Annotated in this window: 11 protein-coding genes; 3 read left to right on the top strand and 8 right to left on the bottom strand. The window is 51.6% G+C overall.

Annotated features, from left to right (window positions below; genetic code table 11):
* The first annotated feature begins 243 nt into the window (after nucleotides 1-243).
* Nucleotides 244-762, top strand: coding sequence for a hypothetical protein (locus T488_RS0113935; protein ID WP_196243329.1), 519 nt, complete (start codon nucleotides 244-246; stop codon nucleotides 760-762).
* Between the two features lie 67 nt (nucleotides 763-829).
* Here the strand turns inward: T488_RS0113935 and T488_RS19925 are convergent, their stop codons facing one another.
* Nucleotides 830-3295 (bottom strand): hypothetical protein, encoded by a 2466-nt coding sequence (locus T488_RS19925; RefSeq protein ID WP_196243328.1) that lies wholly within the window; start codon nucleotides 3293-3295, stop codon nucleotides 830-832.
* Nucleotides 3296-3601: 306 nt separating this feature from the next.
* Here T488_RS19925 and T488_RS0113925 point away from each other — a divergent pair, with 306 nt between their 5' ends.
* Nucleotides 3602-6820 (top strand): family 43 glycosylhydrolase, encoded by a 3219-nt coding sequence (locus T488_RS0113925; protein WP_028521327.1) that lies wholly within the window; start codon nucleotides 3602-3604, stop codon nucleotides 6818-6820.
* A gap of 65 nt (nucleotides 6821-6885) precedes the next feature.
* Here the strand turns inward: T488_RS0113925 and T488_RS0113920 are convergent, their stop codons facing one another.
* From T488_RS0113920 to T488_RS0113905, 4 genes are all read right to left on the bottom strand, one after another.
* Nucleotides 6886-8283, bottom strand: coding sequence for an MATE family efflux transporter (locus T488_RS0113920; protein WP_028521326.1), 1398 nt, complete (start codon nucleotides 8281-8283; stop codon nucleotides 6886-6888).
* Between the two features lie 137 nt (nucleotides 8284-8420).
* Complete coding sequence (locus T488_RS0113915) at nucleotides 8421-8879, bottom strand: leucine-rich repeat domain-containing protein (protein WP_028521325.1); 459 nt, start codon at nucleotides 8877-8879, stop codon at nucleotides 8421-8423.
* A 188-nt stretch (nucleotides 8880-9067) separates the two neighbouring features.
* Nucleotides 9068-11803 carry an ABC transporter permease gene (locus tag T488_RS0113910; RefSeq protein WP_028521324.1) on the bottom strand — a complete coding sequence of 912 codons (2736 nt, stop codon included), beginning with the start codon at nucleotides 11801-11803 and terminating at the stop codon, nucleotides 9068-9070.
* A 4-nt stretch (nucleotides 11804-11807) separates the two neighbouring features.
* Complete coding sequence (locus tag T488_RS0113905) at nucleotides 11808-12512, bottom strand: ABC transporter ATP-binding protein (protein ID WP_028521323.1); 705 nt, start codon at nucleotides 12510-12512, stop codon at nucleotides 11808-11810.
* 404 nt (nucleotides 12513-12916) lie between these two features.
* On the opposite strand from T488_RS0113905, the gene T488_RS0113900 reads away from it, so the two are divergent.
* Nucleotides 12917-15526: a discoidin domain-containing protein gene (locus T488_RS0113900; protein ID WP_028521322.1), complete on the top strand. Its 2610-nt coding sequence runs from the start codon at nucleotides 12917-12919 to the stop codon at nucleotides 15524-15526.
* Between the two features lie 174 nt (nucleotides 15527-15700).
* Here T488_RS0113900 and T488_RS0113895 read toward each other — a convergent pair whose 3' ends face one another.
* The 3 genes from T488_RS0113895 to rbr are packed head-to-tail and all read right to left on the bottom strand — an operon-like array spanning nucleotide 15701 to nucleotide 18282.
* A complete protein-coding gene (locus T488_RS0113895) occupies nucleotides 15701-16477 on the bottom strand; it encodes a TraX family protein (RefSeq protein ID WP_028521321.1) in 777 nt (258 codons plus the stop codon).
* Between the two features lie 21 nt (nucleotides 16478-16498).
* Nucleotides 16499-16915: a hypothetical protein gene (locus tag T488_RS0113890; RefSeq protein ID WP_028521320.1), complete on the bottom strand. Its 417-nt coding sequence runs from the start codon at nucleotides 16913-16915 to the stop codon at nucleotides 16499-16501.
* Nucleotides 16916-16941: 26 nt separating this feature from the next.
* Nucleotides 16942-18282 (bottom strand): rubrerythrin, encoded by a 1341-nt coding sequence (gene rbr, locus T488_RS20270; protein ID WP_028521319.1) that lies wholly within the window; start codon nucleotides 18280-18282, stop codon nucleotides 16942-16944.
* Nucleotides 18283-18330: the final 48 nt, after the last annotated feature.

Below are 18330 nucleotides of genomic sequence, written 5' to 3'. Positions count from 1 at the left end.
GATACCTTCGCTATTCACTCTTCACTAATAACTATTCTCCCTATTGCTTTTTTCAGACTTTCATGTTATAAGCGCAGAGCCTGCGCCCCCTTTTTCGCGTTATAATACTGTCACATATGAACTTTTACACCGCGCCCCTTGCAATTATAATGCTTTTATGTTATAAGCGGGGAGCCCCCGCAGGCTGTTTCGCGGCAAAGTATCATAAAACGGCAGTTTTTCTCCGCGCCCCTTGCAATTATAATGCTTTTATGTTATAATAAGGGCACAGACCGTGGGGACGGTCCTAATGATATGGAATATATCGAAAGGGGTATAACTATGAGACGTTATGGATTGCTGGATCTGCTCTTTGAGGGAGCTGTGGCTGCCGCAGACTACATTGCCGATGAAAGACGTGAAAAGCGCGGCGAAATGCAGCGCAACAATACCTATCTCGGAGACATCAGCGGAAACAGGACTCTTGAATTTGCGGAGCTGCTCCGCGCTGATATGGAAAACGAAAAGGCTATGCGCAGCAGCACAGAACAGGAGCTGCGCAACAACTACAACTTCAGCAACAGGAATACAGGAATGGACGACCTTTTCTTAGGTACGCAGCAGCAAAGCTCTCCCTCACCTGCTCCTGTGCAGAGCTTTGACAGCTCACCCTCTGTCCTGAAATATGACGGTGTTCCCGATTTCGGCGGCACCTCTCCTGCTGAGCCTCCTGAAGGAAGCAGCCGCGGCGGCAAAAACTCCCACGGCTTCTGGAGCGACTGAATACATAAAAAGCTAACCCCTGAGCGGTCAGATGACTGCTCAGGGGCTTTTGTTTTTGTTTTGCAGCTCAGTTCCACTGCGGCTTTCCGCCGACCACGGATCTCTGGGCGTAGTATGCCAGTATCCGTGAAGCGTCAAGGCTGTCTATCCTGCAATCGGGCTCGCTGCACATATTCACCGATTCCGTGTCTATGTCCGCAGACATAAACGCCAGGCGCTCCATTACACCGTCGCTGTTTTCCTCGCCTGTGAAGGTGAAGCTCTCACCGACGGACTGCCGTGCATAGCAGCTGAGAACGATACTTGCGTCCACCGCATTGACAGCTCCGTCCATATTCACATCACCCTTTACAATGGAAGCCACTGTGGGCGAAGCTATAAGCTCGTCGCCCAGATAGAGGCTGACGAAGCATATCAGCGTATCATCGACTCTGCGGAACTCCAGCTCGGGCTCTCCCGAACTTCCGAAGCTGAGCTCCTCGGGCTCCAGCTCCTTTCCGTCCACCTCTGCGGAGGAGACTATGTCCCTGGGTGCTATGCCCTTCCTCATTATAACCTGATGAGCGGAGGAATTGAGCACAACGGGACATTCCTCAATGGTAGTGCTGCTCTGAGGAGCTGTCGTAGTGGTCGTTGTTGTGGTGGTTGTGGAAGTAGTTGTTGTCGTGGTCGTTGTTGTTGTAGTTGTTGTTGTGGTAGTCGTTGTTGTTGTGGTAGTCGTTGTTGTGGTTGTCGTTGTTGTAGTGGTAGTCGTTGTTGTTGTAGTCGTAGTAGTTGTGGTAGTCGTTGTGGTAGTCGTTGTTGTGGTAGTCGTTGTTGTGGTTGTTTTCGGGGCTGTCACAACAATATCCCTTACTATCTCATCACCGAAGGGAATTACCACATAGGTATTCCTGTCGGAGCAGCCGTAAATGGGATTTACGCTGTTCTTCTGGTCGGTGAATACTGCGTCACCCTTTGTGGGACCCGACTGCCACCACCAGTCGGTGTAGCCGTTGCCTGTGTATATGCCTATGTGGTGGTTGTCGGAAAGCTGCCTGAGTCCGTTGAGACCCGTTCCGTAGTATCCGTCCACGCACCAGATTATGTCGCCCTTGCGGAGTGCGCCGCTGCCCAGCATTTCCGCCTTTGTGGAGAACTCATAGTACCTTATATTGTAAATGCTGAGGTATGAGAGCCAGCCGCTTCCGCCGTTCCAGGACTTTCTTGTAAACAAGGTATTGAAGGTGTCATTGAAGGGCACCAGTGTTCCTGCGTAGCTCATGGTGCAGCCCGTCTTAACTGAGATGCCCTTGGCAAGAGCGTGCCATACGAATGCCATACAGTTAAGACCGCCGTCGGTGTCGGAGCCTCCCGTGCTGACTATGGTGTCACGGCAGCCCTCGGAATACTGCCACAGGTCTCCCCTGGGAGATGTGGCGAAAAGCCATGTGGAATAGGGAGTGCCTATGTAATAATCATTGGAGGCATACTCGGTTATGAAGCTCTGCCACTGGCTGAGTGAGATATTTGCCTGACCGCCTGATGCTGCCTTTATGGCGTCGTTGAAGTAGACGCCCTCGGGATTTTTCAGTCCCGCCGTCACTGTCCTGGTGCTTCGCTCGCGGTATACCGCAGATGTTGAGGTAGTTGCCACAGGCTGTGCAGAAGCAGTTGTGGTAGTTGTTACGGTTGTAGTCGCCGCAGGCTGCCAGCCGCTGACGCCGTCCCATGGCAGGACGATGTAGGTATTGCTCCTTGCACAGCCGTAAATTGGATTTATGCTGTTATACTGTGCGGAGTAGTCACCGTCCCCTGTTGTTGGACCCGTCTGCCACCAGAGGTCTGAGGAGCCGTCCCCCATGTATATGCCGACGTGATGATTGTCGGCGGGGATACTGAGTCCGTTCATGAGAGTTCCCACAGCGCCGTCCACGCACCAGATTATATCGCCCTTGTTGAGTACTCCGCTGGAGAGCATATCGGACTTGGTGCTGAATTCGTAATACTTGACGCTGTACTTCGATATGAAGTCATACCAGCGGTTGTTGCCCCCTGTCCAGCACTGGCGGGAGAAGCCGTTGGTGTTGAAGCCGTTGAGCATGGGCACCCATTTGCCCGTTACGGACATATCAAGTCCAGAGCCCTCTGCAAGGCTCTTTGCGGCAGCGTGCCAGATGAAGCCGGTGCTGTTGAGACCGCCGTCCACATAGGAGCCGCCGCCCTGGGCAAGGTAGCTTCCGTAGCCCTCGGCTGCCTGCCACACATCTCCCCTGGGAGAGGCGGAATAGAGCCAGTAATCAAAAGGCGTGCCCAGATAGTAGTCGGTCTTTGAGTATTTGTCCAGGAAGTTCAACCACTGAGAGCGGGGCTCATGGTAGCGGTTGCCTCCTGCAATATTGAATGCTTCGCTGAGAAATACCCCGTTGGGGTTATTAAGAACTGCCGCCTTTGCGCGGAGTGCGCTGTCGGGGAAAAAGCAGCAGGTAAATATCATAATAAAGGATATGAGCAGAGCAGCTGCCCTGCGGATAATATTTTCGGAATGAGCCATAGCAAAGCTCCTTTCACAAAATGTTCATAATTTATTATAGCATATTTATATAGAGATGTCAATATAAGCGATTTTATAGAAAAATATTGCAGTAATTTGTTCAAATAGCTGTATTTTTATATATTTTGTCCACCAAATCTGCGAAATGTCAGTTGCAGTTTGTTCGTCATTATGATAAAATAGTAATCAACAAGGGCAGAGATTTCGTCGAAATGTTATATACCATGCACGATAAACAATTGACGCTCCGAACCTTGGTACATAAAATAGAAATAAAGGGGATATTTATAGAAGGAGGAATTGGAAATGAAACACACAAATGCAAAAAGAGCAGCACTTTCGCTGCTCCTTTCGGCTGCCCTGACGGCGGGAGCGGTAATGCCCTCCCTGCGTTTTGACAGCACTGCCGCGGAACAGACGTCCACGGTGTCCAACCCTGTTATATGGGCGGACGTGCCCGATGAGGACGTCATCAGAGTGGGCGACACCTACTATATGGTCAGCACCACCATGTTCTTCAGTCCCGGCGCTCCCATTATGAAGTCCAAGGACCTTGTATCCTGGGAGATATGCAACTACGTCTATGACACCCTTGCGGACGGCGACGTTCAGAGCCTGAAAAACGGCAAGCATGACTACTCCCACGGACAGTGGGCGGCAAGTCTCCGCTATCATGACGGTATGTACTATGTCTTCTTCGGAAGCTACGGTACGGGAAAATCCTACATATTCAAGACAAATGACATCGAGAACGGCACCTGGACAAGAAGCGAGATAAACGGTATGTACCACGATGCCTCCATTCTCTTCGATGATGACGGCAGGAACTACCTGGTCTACGGCGGCGGCGAGATAAAGATAAAGGAGCTCAACTCCGAGATGACAGGCTTCAAGCAGGGCGGCGTGGACAAGACCCTGTTCAAGACCAATATATCGGGATATGTTTCGGGCGAGGGCTCACATATTCAGAAAATAGGCGATTATTACTACATATTCATCATTGCATGGCCCAGCGGCAGCGGCCGTACCGAGTACTGCTACCGCTCAAAGAGCCTTCTCGGCACTTATGAGAGCAAGGCTGTGCTCAGCTCGGGCGTAGGCTCCTACGGAAGCGGCGCTGCACAGGGCGGTATCGTTGATACTCCCGACGGCAAGTGGTACGGAATGCTGTTCCAGGACCACGGAGCAGTTGGAAGAATACCTGTACTTGTCCCCGTTACATGGCAGAATGACTGGCCTATGATGGGCGTAAACGGCAAGGCTCCCGTAACATTTGAGATAGACGGCGGCTTTGCGGGGACTCAGCTTGCCAAAGACGATGATTTCAGCTACAGCGAGAACAAGCTGAAGCTTGAGTGGCAGTGGAACCACAATCCAGATAACTCGGCATGGTCGGTCACTGAGCGTGAGGGCTGGCTGAGACTCAAGAACAAGAACATCGCTTCTGAGCTCCTGAAGGCAAGAAATACCCTCACCATGCGTACCGAGGGTCCTGCCTGCTCGGGAGTTGTCAAGCTTGACGCCTCAAATATGAAGGTGGGCGACTACGCAGGTCTCTCCGCTTTCCAGTTCAATTACGGAAACGTGGGCGTCTACGTTGCAGACAACGGTGAGAAGCGCATTTACATGGCTAACAACGGCGGCTACTCCAATAATGCCAATGTCACCGACAGCCGCAACAATATAGTGGAGGAGACCAAGCTCAACGGAAATGAGATATACCTCAAAGCGGACTACCGCTTTGCCAATGTCACCTCCGACGGAAGCTCCTCAAACAACATCGACAAGGTAAATTTCTATTACTCATATGACGGAAGCAGCTGGACAAAGATAGGCAAGGAAATTGGCATGACCTATGACCTGAAGCTGTTCACAGGCTACAGGAACGCTATTTTCAGCTACCCCACCAAGACCACAGGCGGCTATGCAGACTTCGACTTCTTCGACTATGAGCGGGAGGAGTGGAATGCTCCCAATATCGTGGAGCCCGATCCCGACGGCTACTTCTTCCACAATACCTTTGAGAGCAGCACCGAAAAGTGGAGCGGCAGAGGCTCCGCTTCCGTTGCCTCCGACAGCAAGGACAGCTACGCAGGCAGCGCTTCCCTCCTCTGCAGCGGCAGAGAAGCCAACTGGAACGGCGCTGTGCGCTCGCTGGCAGCAGGTACCTTCAAGGCTGGCGAGGAATACAGCTTCAGCACTGTTGTGAAGTACGACGAGGGTCCCGATTCACAGACCTTCTATCTCACTCTCCAGTATGACAAGGACGATGATACCTTCTATGACAAGATAGCCATTGTGGACAACGTTCCCAAGGGCGAGTGGATACAGCTCAGCAACACCAGCTACAAGATACCCGAGGGGGCTTCAAACCTCCAGTTCTATGTTGAGACCGCTGAGGACGAGTACGATTTCCGCGTGGACGAAGCCATCGGCGCTCCCGCAGGCACTGTCATTGACGGTCCAAAGGCAGTTCCCGTTATTCTCGGTGATGTAAACGGCGATCTGGTCATCGACAGCTTCGACATGACAGCAGCAAGAAAGGCTCTCCTTGCAGACAAGTTCGATGACGCAAGGCTGAAAAAGGCCTTCGACGTCAACAGGAGCGGCAAATGCGACGTTGCGGACCTGCTCCTCATTCAGCAGTTCGTGCTGGGCAGGATAAGCGAGTTCCCCATTGAGGAGAACATCGTTACCGAGGGACCTTCAGTCCACTACTCCATGGCTGAGTACACAAAACTGGTGGAGGAAAAGGTGGTCAACAGAGAGCCCGATTCCTCACACCAGGAGAAGTCGGGAGTAAAGTACGGCACTGTCAAGAGCGGCACTTACTACTCCACCACCTGTAAGCGCAACAAGCCCTTTAATATCCTGCTCCCCGCAAACTACGATGAGAACAAGAAGTACCCTGTGCTCTACTGTATGCACGGCTACTGGGAGAACCAGGACAGAATGATAATCAAGGGCAACGGCACTATGTACACCCGTCAGATAATCGGAAATGCCATTGCTGAGGGCGAGGCTGAGGATATGATAGTGGTATTCCCCTACATCTATTCCAGCGCCACACAGGCTGACTGCTCAGCTATGGACGACGCCAACAACGCCGCCTATGACAACTTCATCAATGACCTGACCAAGGACCTTATGCCCTATATCGAGAAGAATTACAGCGTAAAGACAGGCAGGGACAACACTGCTATCACAGGCTTCTCAATGGGCGGACGTGAGTCTCTCCTCATCGGTATGCAGCGCCCCGACCTCTTCGGCTATGTAGGAGCTATCTGCCCTGCACCGGGAGTAACAGGAAGCTTCAGCTGGAAGAGCGGCGAGGAGCCCCATCTCCTGTTCATCACCGCAGGCAGCAACGATCAGACAGTCTACAATATCCCCAGCGGATATAATGACAGCTTCACCAAAAACAACGTGCCCCATATCTGGCACTATGTAAACGGCGGCTACCACGGAGACAATTCCATTCACGCCCACCTCTACAACTTCGTAAGGACATTATTCAAGGCATGACCATCACATTCTTTCCTCTTTAACAAAATACCGCAGCCCCTTCGGCGGAGCTGCGGTATTTTGCTTTATTTATCCTCAACGATGTTGTTTACCCATATGTCGCTCCTCACCATGAAGTAGCCGATGACCACCTTTATTATCTCGGAAAAGGTGACGACTGCGAAGATGATGCGTATATCAAGGTTCGTGAAGTAGGCAAGGACTGCGGCAAGGGGGATCATTATCACCCATGTGAAGCCGAAGTCAAACAGGAAGGTGATACCCGTTTTGCCGCCGCTCCTCAGTGTGAAGTAGCAGGCATTCGTGTAGCCCCACAGCGGCATTGCCAGCGCCTGAATAACTATCATGTAGGCGGCAAGGCTCCTGACCGAGGGCTCGGTGTTGTAGATATGTGGGAATATGGGTGCGAATGGCAGGGTAACAAGTCCAACCGCCGCAGCTGCCGCAACTGCGAAGAAAAGCAGCTTGTTGTCGGTATCGCGGGCTTCTTCAAGCTTGCCGGCTCCCAGCCTTGCACCGACGATTATGGCGATACAGGCTCCCATCTGGAGATATACGGAGCTGAAAAGATTTGTCATGGTGCTGGAGATGTTTCTCGCTGCAACGACTTCGGTGCTCCTGACGGAATAGCACTGCATCACCACGGACATTCCGAAGGACCAGAGAAACTCGTTTGCCAGCATGGGTATCCCCTTCTTTGTGATGTCTGCCATAAGCGAACCGGGTATGCGGAAGCCGCGGAAAAGTCCCCTGATATACTTGTTCTTGTCGGGGTGAGTATGCGCCCAGACTATGACCACAAGTGCTTCGACGGTCTTGGCGATGACTGTCGCCCAGGCAGCGCCTCTTACTCCAAGGGCAGGCATTCCCAGCTTGCCGAATATGAGACACCAGTCAAGCAGCACGTTTATCCCCACCGCAGACATGGCTGCTGCCATGGGAGCCTTGGTGTAGCCGCACTCTCTTACCACGCTTGAGTACGCCTGACCTATGCCGAAGGGCACGAATCCTATCATGATTATCCTGAGATAGTCCATGCCGCTCTTCATTATGGCGTCCCTCTGCTCCGGAGAGCTGTCCTTGCTGATGAAGAGCGATATGAGGGGCGAGCCGAAAAGGCTGCATATCAGGGCGGCTATGGCGATTATCCCCGTACATATCAGCAGTCGGAAGCGGAAGGTATGCTTCTGTCCCTCGCTGTCGCCCTTGCCGAAGAACTGAGCGCCGAAGATACTGGGTCCCGCAACTGCGCCGAATACGGTGACGTTGAAAACGAAAACGAACTGGTTGATTATTGAGACTCCGCTCATGGGATCTGTACCCAGCCTGCCCACCATTATATTATCAATGAGACTCACCAGATTGGTGACCATCATTTGCAGTATCATTGGTACCACCATGACCATGACGGTCTTGTAGAATCCCTTTGTGCCGATGAATTTTTTTCTGAACTGTGCTGACATAAATACCTCCTGTCGAATAGAGAATATTATAACACACTGCGCCTAAAAAAGCAAGCAAAAAACAGCGCCTGCAATAATGCAAGCGCTGCTTCGGCTTTTTTCTGTTGAACTGCGCGGAGATGCCGCACACAGCTCTGCTATGAAGCGATGTTATTATCGAGTGTACTGAGGGTAGTCCTTATCTTCTGCCATCTCTCGTTGTTCAGCTCTCCGCGGAGACCGAACTTATACACCTTATCCTTATAGGTGACCTTTACGGATGAGAGACGATCACAGCCTGCAAATGCGAACTTGCCTATCTCCTCAAGACTTGAGGGAATAGTCAGATCACTGAGACTGCGGCAGCCGCGGAAGGCATACCAGCCCACTCTTAAAGTGCCTTCGGGGAGTGCGATACATTTAAGGTTCTCACAGCCGCTGAACGCCGTATCGGAGATCACCTGAACGGTATCGGGCATGAGTATCCTTACAAGATTGGTGCAGTCGCAGAAAGCGCCCTCGTCGATGATGCCGACGTTATCGGGAATAAAGATCTCGGTAACGCCTTTCTCGTCCTTGTACCTTTTGAGTACACCTCTTTTGATCTTGTAATTCATTAAATTTTCTCCTTATCGAAACAAACATCGATCCATATCCCCTGAACCCTTTGGTTCACTTATATCATAGCACAAAAACAACAAAATGTCAACTTGAGGAGCATATTCCGAGGCATATTCATCAGATTTATACAAAAATACTCCCTCTGATTTGCAGAGGGAGTAAATTTTACCATAATTTAAGTCTGTCATTCAATTGATTTAAGGGAATCAGCCATATTAATTTTTTCAAGTTTAAGCTCCATGAACAGGTCAACAATAAAGTTGAAAAGGAATGTGAGGAGAATGCTGTACAGGAAGCTCTTTGGCAGCACCTTCACGCTGAAATCCACCAGATCCACTCTTATCTGAGCCATGACAAAGCGGTGTACCAGAATCCCCAGACCAAGTCCCACAGCTGTACCGAAGGCGGTGAGAGCCAGATTTTCCCTGAGCACGTAGGAGGAGGTCTCCCGTCGGAAGAAGCCCAGCACCTTTATGGTAGCAATCTCGCGGACGCGCTCGGTGATGTTGATGTTGGTGAGATTGTAGAGCACTATGAATGCAAGTCCTGCGGCGCAGATAATGACGATGAGAACGATATAATTCAGGCTGCTCATCATCTTGCTCAGTCTCTCCTTCAGGTCGCCGAACAGCACTACCGCTGTTATATTGCCGTTTTTGGAAAGTGCCGCAGATGTCTTGTATATATCTGCCCCATCATTGAAGTTGAGGAGTGCGAAGTTTATGTCCGTCCTTTCGCCCAGCTGCTTCTCCATGGTGCCGGTGCCCATGAACACCACGTTGTAGACGTGGTTCTCAAAAATGCCCGACACCTTCACGTTAAGCTCACGCATATTATCGTCGCGGAGCCTTATGGTGCCGCCTTTTTTCACGTTGTATCTCTCGGCGATGCTGTGGCTAACCACCGCTTCTCCCTCAGCGGGAGCAGCAAGGGCATTGCCCTCCATGTCGCGGAGCACATAATATTTGTCCAGACCGTCAAAGCTGTCAACCGCGTTCACTGTGACGCTCTTGACCTTTTTTCCGTAGAGCAGATCCCAGGAGCCTGTGTACATGAGCCTGTAGTCGGCGGTATTCTCGTCAAGGAGACTGCTGAGTGCCTCCGGCAGCTCCCCGTCTATATTTTTCAGCGAAGCCGAGGCGTCTGCAACCTCTATCTCTCCGTACTGAGTCTCGGCAAAGCCTGCGATGGAGTCCTTTAAGCCGAAGCCCGTGACCAGAAGCGCTGTACAGCCGCCGATACCCAGTATCATCATGAAAAGCCGCTTCTTGTAGCGGAATATATTTCTTATGGATACCTTGTGGAGGAACTTGAGGCGCTTCCAGATAAAGCCCACATTTTCAAGGAGAACTCGCTTTCCCGCCTTGGGAGCCTTGGGTCTCATCAGTCCTGCCGAGGTCTCCGCCAGCTCCAGACGGCAGCTGAACAATGTCGTGCCGACTGAGCAGATGAGTGACACCGCAAGAGCGATGAGCGCCAGCTTTGTGTCAAAGAGATAAGGCATGGGGAGCTTCAGATACATGAGCTCATAGGTCTTCCATATGACCTTCGGGAACAGGAAGGTTCCGCCGAAATAGCCCAGTATACAGCCGATAAGTGCTGCGCTTCCCGAATAAAACATGAACTTGCCCATGACAGTGCCCTCGGAGTAGCCCAGGGCTTTGAGGACGCCTATCTGTGTACGCTGCTCCTCCACCATTCGGCTCATGGTGGTCATGCATACCAGAGCTGCCACAAGTATGAAGAAAACGGGGAAAATACGGGCGACCTGCGCCACTATCTCGGAGTCGTTTTCGAAGCAGGCATAGCCGATATTGGTATTCCTGTCCAGAACGTATATCTCGGGAGCGGAAAGCTTTTCAAGCTCCTTTTCGCCGTCGGCGATGTCCTTTTCCGCGTCCCCTATCTGTTTGTTGAAGTCAGCAAGAGAGCTCTCATAGTCTGCCTCGCCCTTTTCATAGTCGGCAAATGCAGCGTTGTACTGCTCCATTCCTGCGGCGTACTGCCCCGGGCTAAGCTCCTTTATCTGCTCAAGCTGAGCCGCCTGTCCCTCCAGCTGAGCCTTTGCACTGTCAAGGTCGGCACGGGCGCTGTCCAGCTTCTGCTGCCCCTCGCTCCGCTTGTCCTCAAGCTCTTTTCTGCCGTCGTCAAGCTTTTCCTGAGCCTCGCTGCGGAGCTCCTCATAACGTATATCAGCCCTTGAACGGGCAATGTCCTCCCACTGTTCGTCCCTGCCCTCCATGTAGCTGTCATATTCGTCGGAGTACAGTTGAAAGTCATGCTGAAAGCGCACATACGCCTCGGTGTAGACCTCCATATCGAAGGCTTCCTCGGGAAGGTAAATGAAGGCGGTTATCTCGCCGTTTCCGACCGAGGTAGTTCCCCTCTCGAAGTTGATATAAAGTGAGGAATCGCAGGTACCCACCACCTTCAGACTATGGGCGGCAAGGGACTCCTTTACCCTGTCGGAGTTTTCCGACGAAACACTGAATACCCTTCCTATCTTGAAATCGCCCTTATTGGCGTCCACAAGGCATTCGTCGGAAGCCTGGGGCATCCTGCCGCTTCTGAGCCTTATGCCGTTTATATCCCCGGTGATGGAATGTGCCCTCAACACATATTCCTTTTCCCCCGAGGTCAGTATGTCAAGACTGTATGCTCCCTCTGCACTGCGAACATCGGGACGAAGACGAAAGTCCGCAATATCATCGTCATTCCAGCCCAGTGAGGACAGCAGCCTGTAATCGTAGAACTGCTTTTCGTTGAGATAGCCGCTGACCGTGTTCACCATTGCGGGGGTTGTTATCCTTACTCCCGTGAAGAAGCCCACTCCGAGAGCGATTATCGCCATGATAGCGAAAAATCGTCCGAAGGTGCCCTTTATTTCGCGGAGAGTGGTCTTTCTTATTGCCGAACCCATACCGTCACCACTCTATATCTGCGATGTCAACGATATTATCGTTCATACGCACGCTTGAAACGGTTCCGTTCTTCACGGTGATTATGCGGTCAGCCATGGGTGTCAGTGCCTGATTGTGGGTGATGACCACAACGGTCATGCCGTTTTTGCGGCAGGTGTCCTGAAGAAGCTTCAGCACCGCCTTTCCTGTTTCGTAGTCAAGGGCTCCTGTAGGCTCGTCGCAGAGCAGCAGCTTGGGGTTCTTTGCCAGTGCCCTGGCAATGGCGACTCTCTGCTGCTCACCGCCCGAAAGCTGTGCTGGGAAGTTTTTGGTGCGCTCACCAAGTCCCACCTGCTGAAGCACCTTTTCCGCGTCAAGAGGGTCTGTGCATATCTGAGCGGCAAGCTCCACATTCTCCAGCGCAGTAAGGTTCTGCACCAGATTGTAGAACTGGAACACAAAACCCACATCGTAGCGCCTGTAGGCGGTGAGCTTCTTTTTATTAAGGGCGGATATTTCCGTACCGTCCAGGAATACGCTTCCCGAGGTAAGGGTATCCATGCCGCCGAGGATGTTGAGGATAGTGGTCTTGCCTGCACCAGAGGCTCCCACTATTACACAGAACTCACCCTTGTTTATCTCAAAATTTACGTCGCTGAGAGCGTGTATCTCTACCTCGCCTGTCCTGTATGTCTTTTTCACATTTCTGAACTCAACGTATGCGCTCATAATTATCCTTTCGTTAATCGTAGCTGATGCGAACCTTCCGCCTGACACTTCACGTCTGGATTTAGTGCGGGCGCGGAGTGTTCTTTCCGTCCGTGAATACTTCATCGCGAACACGGGTGCGGAGGCTTCTCCGCCTGACACTTCACGGCTGGATTTAGTGCGGGCGCGGAGTGTTCTTTCCGCCTGTGAATACTTTATCGCGAACACGGGTGCGGAGGCTCTCCGCCTGACACTAAAATGCTCAATACGGATAAATTATACCACATCGTGCATGATCTGTAAAGCACAGTGCAGATGTTAAAAAATTTAAGTCATAATATCACCACATTCTGCATATTTTCTGTTTACAAATACAGATAATTAATGTATAATATAATAAGTATATTCAGAAAGGAGCCTTTTGCATGAATTTATTCAGGAGGATATTATCCGCAGCAGCGGCAATGACAGTTTTTGCGACAACATTCGCGGCTATGCCAGTGAGCGAGGCTGCGGCAGCGACAGTAGTTTCGGTCTCGCCATACGACGTTTACGACATCAACGGCGGCAGGTTTGAAGGCTGGGGCACTTCACTGTGCTGGTGGGCAAACAGAGTTGGCTATTCGGACAGTCTCGCACAGCAGAGCGCAGACGCCTTCTTCAGTCCCGAGGGACTTGGTCTCAATATCGCCCGATTCAATATCGGCGGCGGTGATGATCCGAGCCACACCCACATCACCAGAACAGACTCAAATATGCCCGGCTACACCAAGTACAACAACGGCTCGGTCACCTATGACTGGTCCGCAGACCACAACCAGCGCAACGTGCTGGAGCGCTGTATCAAGGCGGCAGGCGATGACATGATAGTGGAGATGTTCTCAAACTCTCCCCCCTACTACATGACCAACAGCGGATGCAGTACGGGTGCTAAAAACTCAGGACAGAACAATCTCCGTGACGACAAGTACACTGACTTCGCCGAGTATCTGGCGGAAGTCACCGCCCACTATGAAAACGACTGGGGCATTCACGTACAGAGCATCACCCCCATGAACGAGCCCTATACGAACTACTGGGGAGCCTTCAGTGCAAAGCAGGAGGGCTGTCACTTCGACCAGGGTGCTTCCATGGACAAGATATATCAGGAGCTTGCAAAGTCACTGAAAAAGCGCGGGCTCAACGATATTATCATCAGCGCCTGCGATGAGTCCATTATCGACACCCAGATAACCTCATGGAACAAGATGTCCGATACCACAAAGGCTCTCATCGGACGTATCGACACACACACCTACGGCGGCAGCCAGCGCGGTCAGCTGAAGGACACCGCCATCAAGGCAGGCAGGAACCTGTGGATGAGCGAGGTGGACGGCGGCTCAACAGCAGGCACCAACGCAGGAGAAATGGGCGCAGGTCTCTGGCTGGCAGACCGCATAACCACCGACCTCAACGGTCTTAACTCCTCAGCGTGGATACTCTGGCAGGTCATCGACAACCATATCTCAAAAGTCGGCATGAACGGCAACAAGGACAAGGGTATGGTAAATACCCAGGGCGGTTACTGGGGTCTCGCAGTTGCCGACCACGACAATGACAAGATAATCTTCACAAAGAAGTACTACTCCATGGGACAGTTCTCACGCTATATCCGTCCCGGAATGACAATGCTCAAGTGCAGCAACAACTGCGTGGCAGCCTTCGACCAGAAAAACGGCAAGCTGGTCATCGTTGCCACCAACGACGGCAGCTCCGACAAGCAGCTGGTATTCGACCTCTCGGGCTTCAGCGCTGTGGGCAGCTCCGCAGAGACGATCCGCACCAGCAACTCAGAAAACTGGAAGAACATCGGTAATACCACGGTTTCAGGCGGCGCTCTCCAGGCAACTCTCGCCAAGCAGTCCGTTACCACCTTCATCATCGACGGTGTAAAGGGCGGTGCCGACCTCACCGACAAGATAGACCTTTCATCGGCAAAGCTCAGCGGCTCAGACTCATGGAACAGCGACTCTTCGACCAACTACACCAAGGCTTTCGACGGCAGCGCAGGCACCTATTTTGACGGCGTCAGCGACGGCTGGGTACAGGCAGATCTGGGCGGTCTCTATGACATCACCGCTCTCGGATACGCTCCCAGAAGCGGCTATGAGTACCGCATGACAGACGGAAAATTCCGTGTATCACAGGACGGTCAGACCTGGTCAGACCTCTATGTGGTAAAGGACAAGCCCACCTCGGGTATGCATTATGTGACTTCCCTTTCCGGCGACACCACCATACGCTATATCCGCTATGAGGTGCCCTCGGGCAAGCCCGCCAACGAGTACAACAGCGACAGCTCCTACTGCGCTAATATCGCGGAGATCGCTCTCTTCGGAGTTCCCCACGGTCAGGGCAGCAGCACCAGGTATGACAAGCTCACTGCAAAGAACGTTACAGGTACCCTTTCATGGCATGAGTCCACAGCAACATCTGCTGACAAGGCTTATGACGGCGACATGAACACATACTTTGACGGTCTCCAGCAGGGCTATGTCACTCTTGACCTTGAGAAGGTATGCGATATAGGCAATATCGCTTACTGCCCAAGAAACGGCTATGAGGCAAGAATGATCGGCGGCTTCTTCAGCACATCAGTGGACGGTGTCAACTGGACAAAGGTATACACCGTCGAGACCAAGCCCACATTCAGAATGAACTTCACTCCAGAGCTTGAGGGCGTGAAGGCACGCTATATCCGCTACGAAGTTCCCGAGGGAGCTCCCACAAGTCCCCTCAATACCGACTCCGAATACCTCTGCAACATTGCCGAGATAGCTATATACGGAGTTGAGGGCGCCGACATTCTCACAGGCGACGTAAACAACGACGGCTTTGTAACTGCGGCAGACCTTGTTTCGCTCCAGCGCTATCTGCTCAAAAAGGACGCACTTGCTGCTCCCGAAAAGTCAGATATAAACGGTGACGGAGAGATAGACGTATTCGACATGATACCGCTGAGAAAACTGGTACTTTCAAAGCAGCAGACAATATGATTTAAGAAAAGCCCCGAGGCAATTGCTTCGGGGCTTGTTTGTTCTGAGTTAGTAGTGAGTAGTAAGTAGTTGTGGTGTCGCCTGCGGCGACAATATTTAAATATTGTGAGCGAAGCGAACACATTAACTCTCAACTTTCAACTATCAACTTAGCGCATACGCGCTAAATTCTTCTTATCTGTTCACTATATTCTCGACTATCCATATAATGAAGTAATGGAGCGGATAGAAGATATAGAAGAACCACTTGGCAAACTCGGGGTGTCTGCCCTTTTTGCCGTTGTAGAAAACTGTCATGCAGAGATATGCTGCCACGAACATGAGAAACATTGTGGCTATCTCCGCAAGCAGCGGCACCGTGGGCACCTTTCCCAGACTTAACAGATTAAGTCCGAAGTACAGCGCCGACAGCCCGAAATACGTGATGCAGCGTACCTTCGGCTTCTCGCGGAAGCCATGTATCAGCAGTATGTACAATATACCGAATATGAACCAGTCTGACTGTATCGCCGCAGTTGTGCCCATGCACAGCAGGATAAGTCCTATCCTCTGCCAGAGCCTGAACCTGCTCTCCCACGCCATTAATGCAAGAAGTCCGAAGAACAGCGTGAATATAACATTGGTATGCCACCAGCCGAATGCCTTGTGACAGCAAAGCCAGTCAAAGGGCTGGGCTATGCAGGCAAAGATAAACAGCCTTTTGGCGTATTTTTTCCTGTCACGGGTGTATTTGTAGCCGTCCGCGATAAAGAAGAACATGACAGGCGGACAGAACAGTGACGTGTATATCAGTATCAGCTCCCACAGCGGAAGCTCATAATATTTCGTTACGTCGCCGTCGTACCTGTCCATGATCACCCAGCCTATCAGGTGTCCCCAGAACATGATGAAGATAGCAAGGCATTTCATCATATCGCGGTTGAATATTTTGTACTTTTTAATTGTATCCATTAGTGTTACTGCCTTTGAAGTCTATTTTTCCCTATAGTCCGAGAAGTAGACCATATAGTCATAGTTTGTGCCGTCATATACGGTATACAGTGAGTCCACCTTACACTTGCTGCCATAACTCCTTTTCACCTGCTGACCGTCCATTACCCAGACAACGCAGTCCGGTTCTATGGACTTTATCTCCGCTATGACCTGAAGATCGGGAGTCTCGGGTTTATCGGTGAGCCATTCGCCGCCCCAGTTCTCATACAGCTTCATTCCCTCCCTGACGGTGAGAGTCTGGTCAGCTTCTCCCTCACCCAGGAAGTTACCGTCCTCTCCCCAGCCGATGTGGTGGGAGTGGATATTTATGGTACACTCCTTTTTCTTTGCTGTACCGCAGCCTGCAAGGAGCAGAAGCGCTCCCGACAGGCTGAGTACAGTTATAAGCTTTTTCATTTTTCTCCTCACCCTATCATGCTATATCAGTAATTCTCTTTTCTCACCTCGAAGTAGCTCTGGGGGTGGAAGCAAACGGGACAAACCTCTGGTGCTTCGGTGCCGATGACGATGTGTCCGCAGTTGCGGCACTCCCACATTGTCACGCCGCTCTTTCTGAATACCTCCATAGCCTCAACGTTGTGGAGGAGAGCACGGTAACGCTCCTCATGGTGCTTCTCGATGGCACCTACGCCGCGGAACTGCTCCGCAAGGTCGTGGAAGCCTTCCTCGTCGGCTTCTCTCGCCATTCTCTCGTACATATCTGTCCACTCGAAGTTCTCGCCCTCAGCGGCATGGAGAAGGTTCTCCGCAGTAGTGCCTATGCCGCCCAGCGCCTTGAACCACAGCTTTGCGTGCTCCTTCTCGTTCTCGGCAGTCTGGAGGAACAGGGCAGCTATCTGCTCATAGCCGTTCTTCTTTGCCACGGAAGCATAGTAGGTGTACTTGTTTCTCGCCTGAGACTCGCCTGCAAAAGCCTCAAGGAGGTTCTTCTCGGTCTTTGTGCCTGCGTACTTATTGGCGGAAGCGGTCTCGGCGGGAGCCTCGCTTATCTTCTCGAACATATCCGCGCCGACTCCGCAGAGAGGACACTCAAAGCCCTCGGGAAGCTCGTCGCCGATATACTCATATCCGCAGACTGTACATCTCCAGATCGTCTGACCGCCCTCGGTCTTTCCCACAGGCACCATGTCCTTGTCGGGAGCCTTTGTGACCTTCTCAAAGTCGGAAGCACCGTGCTTGCATATAGGACAAATGAAGTCCTCGGGAAGCTCCTCGCCCACGTACTCATAGCCGCAGATAACACATCTCCAGATGGTCTGACCGTCGGAGGTAGTGCCTACAGCCTCGGGCTTGGGCTTGATATTGCTCTGGTAGTATTCATATGTAGCTGAGGGCGTATCGGAGAGCACCTCCATATCAGTAACATCTGCGATGAACATGGTATGGGTGCCCAGGTCAACAGTCTGACAGACCTTGCCCGAGATATAGGCATTGGTGCCCTTGGTTACGATAAATGTGCCGTTCTCTGTGCGCTTGCAGCCGGTAAAGTCCGTAAACTTGTCCACGTCCCTGCCTGACTGAAAACCGAAATGCCTGAACAGCTCAAAATCCGCGTCAGTGCTTATAACGGAAGCGGTAAATGCTCCTGAGTCCATTATCATGTCATGAGTGAAGTTGGTCTTTGCAACGGTGAGACTTACCCTGTTGGGAGCCGAAGTCACCTGAGCAAGGGTATTTGTGATACATCCGTTATCCCTGCCGTCTCTCTGTGCTGTAACAACGAAAAGTCCGTAGCTTATTTTATACATAGCCTTCTTGTCCATAGATCTTACCTCCGTTTTAATATATAATAGCTGAAACCAGCCTCATAT

Source organism: Ruminococcus flavefaciens ND2009 (genome assembly GCF_000621785.1).
GTDB lineage: Bacteria > Bacillota > Clostridia > Oscillospirales > Ruminococcaceae > Ruminococcus > Ruminococcus flavefaciens_C.
This window is presented reverse-complemented; position numbering and strand designations above follow the sequence as displayed.

What these genes read in the sequence shown, in the direction of transcription:
- T488_RS0113920 (WP_028521326.1), bottom strand. Translation starts at nt 8,283, where the DNA reads ATGTCAGCACAGTTCAGAAAAAAATTCATCGGCACAAAGGGATTCTAC.
- T488_RS0113925 (WP_028521327.1), top strand. Translation starts at nt 3,602, where the DNA reads ATGAAACACACAAATGCAAAAAGAGCAGCACTTTCGCTGCTCCTTTCG.
- rbr (WP_028521319.1), bottom strand. Translation starts at nt 18,282, where the DNA reads ATGGACAAGAAGGCTATGTATAAAATAAGCTACGGACTTTTCGTTGTT.
- T488_RS19925 (WP_196243328.1), bottom strand. Translation starts at nt 3,295, where the DNA reads ATGGCTCATTCCGAAAATATTATCCGCAGGGCAGCTGCTCTGCTCATA.
- T488_RS0113935 (WP_196243329.1), top strand. Translation starts at nt 244, where the DNA reads ATGCTTTTATGTTATAATAAGGGCACAGACCGTGGGGACGGTCCTAAT.
- T488_RS0113890 (WP_028521320.1), bottom strand. Translation starts at nt 16,915, where the DNA reads ATGAAAAAGCTTATAACTGTACTCAGCCTGTCGGGAGCGCTTCTGCTC.
- T488_RS0113895 (WP_028521321.1), bottom strand. Translation starts at nt 16,477, where the DNA reads ATGGATACAATTAAAAAGTACAAAATATTCAACCGCGATATGATGAAA.
- T488_RS0113910 (WP_028521324.1), bottom strand. Translation starts at nt 11,803, where the DNA reads ATGGGTTCGGCAATAAGAAAGACCACTCTCCGCGAAATAAAGGGCACC.
- T488_RS0113905 (WP_028521323.1), bottom strand. Translation starts at nt 12,512, where the DNA reads ATGAGCGCATACGTTGAGTTCAGAAATGTGAAAAAGACATACAGGACA.
- T488_RS0113915 (WP_028521325.1), bottom strand. Translation starts at nt 8,879, where the DNA reads ATGAATTACAAGATCAAAAGAGGTGTACTCAAAAGGTACAAGGACGAG.
- T488_RS0113900 (WP_028521322.1), top strand. Translation starts at nt 12,917, where the DNA reads ATGAATTTATTCAGGAGGATATTATCCGCAGCAGCGGCAATGACAGTT.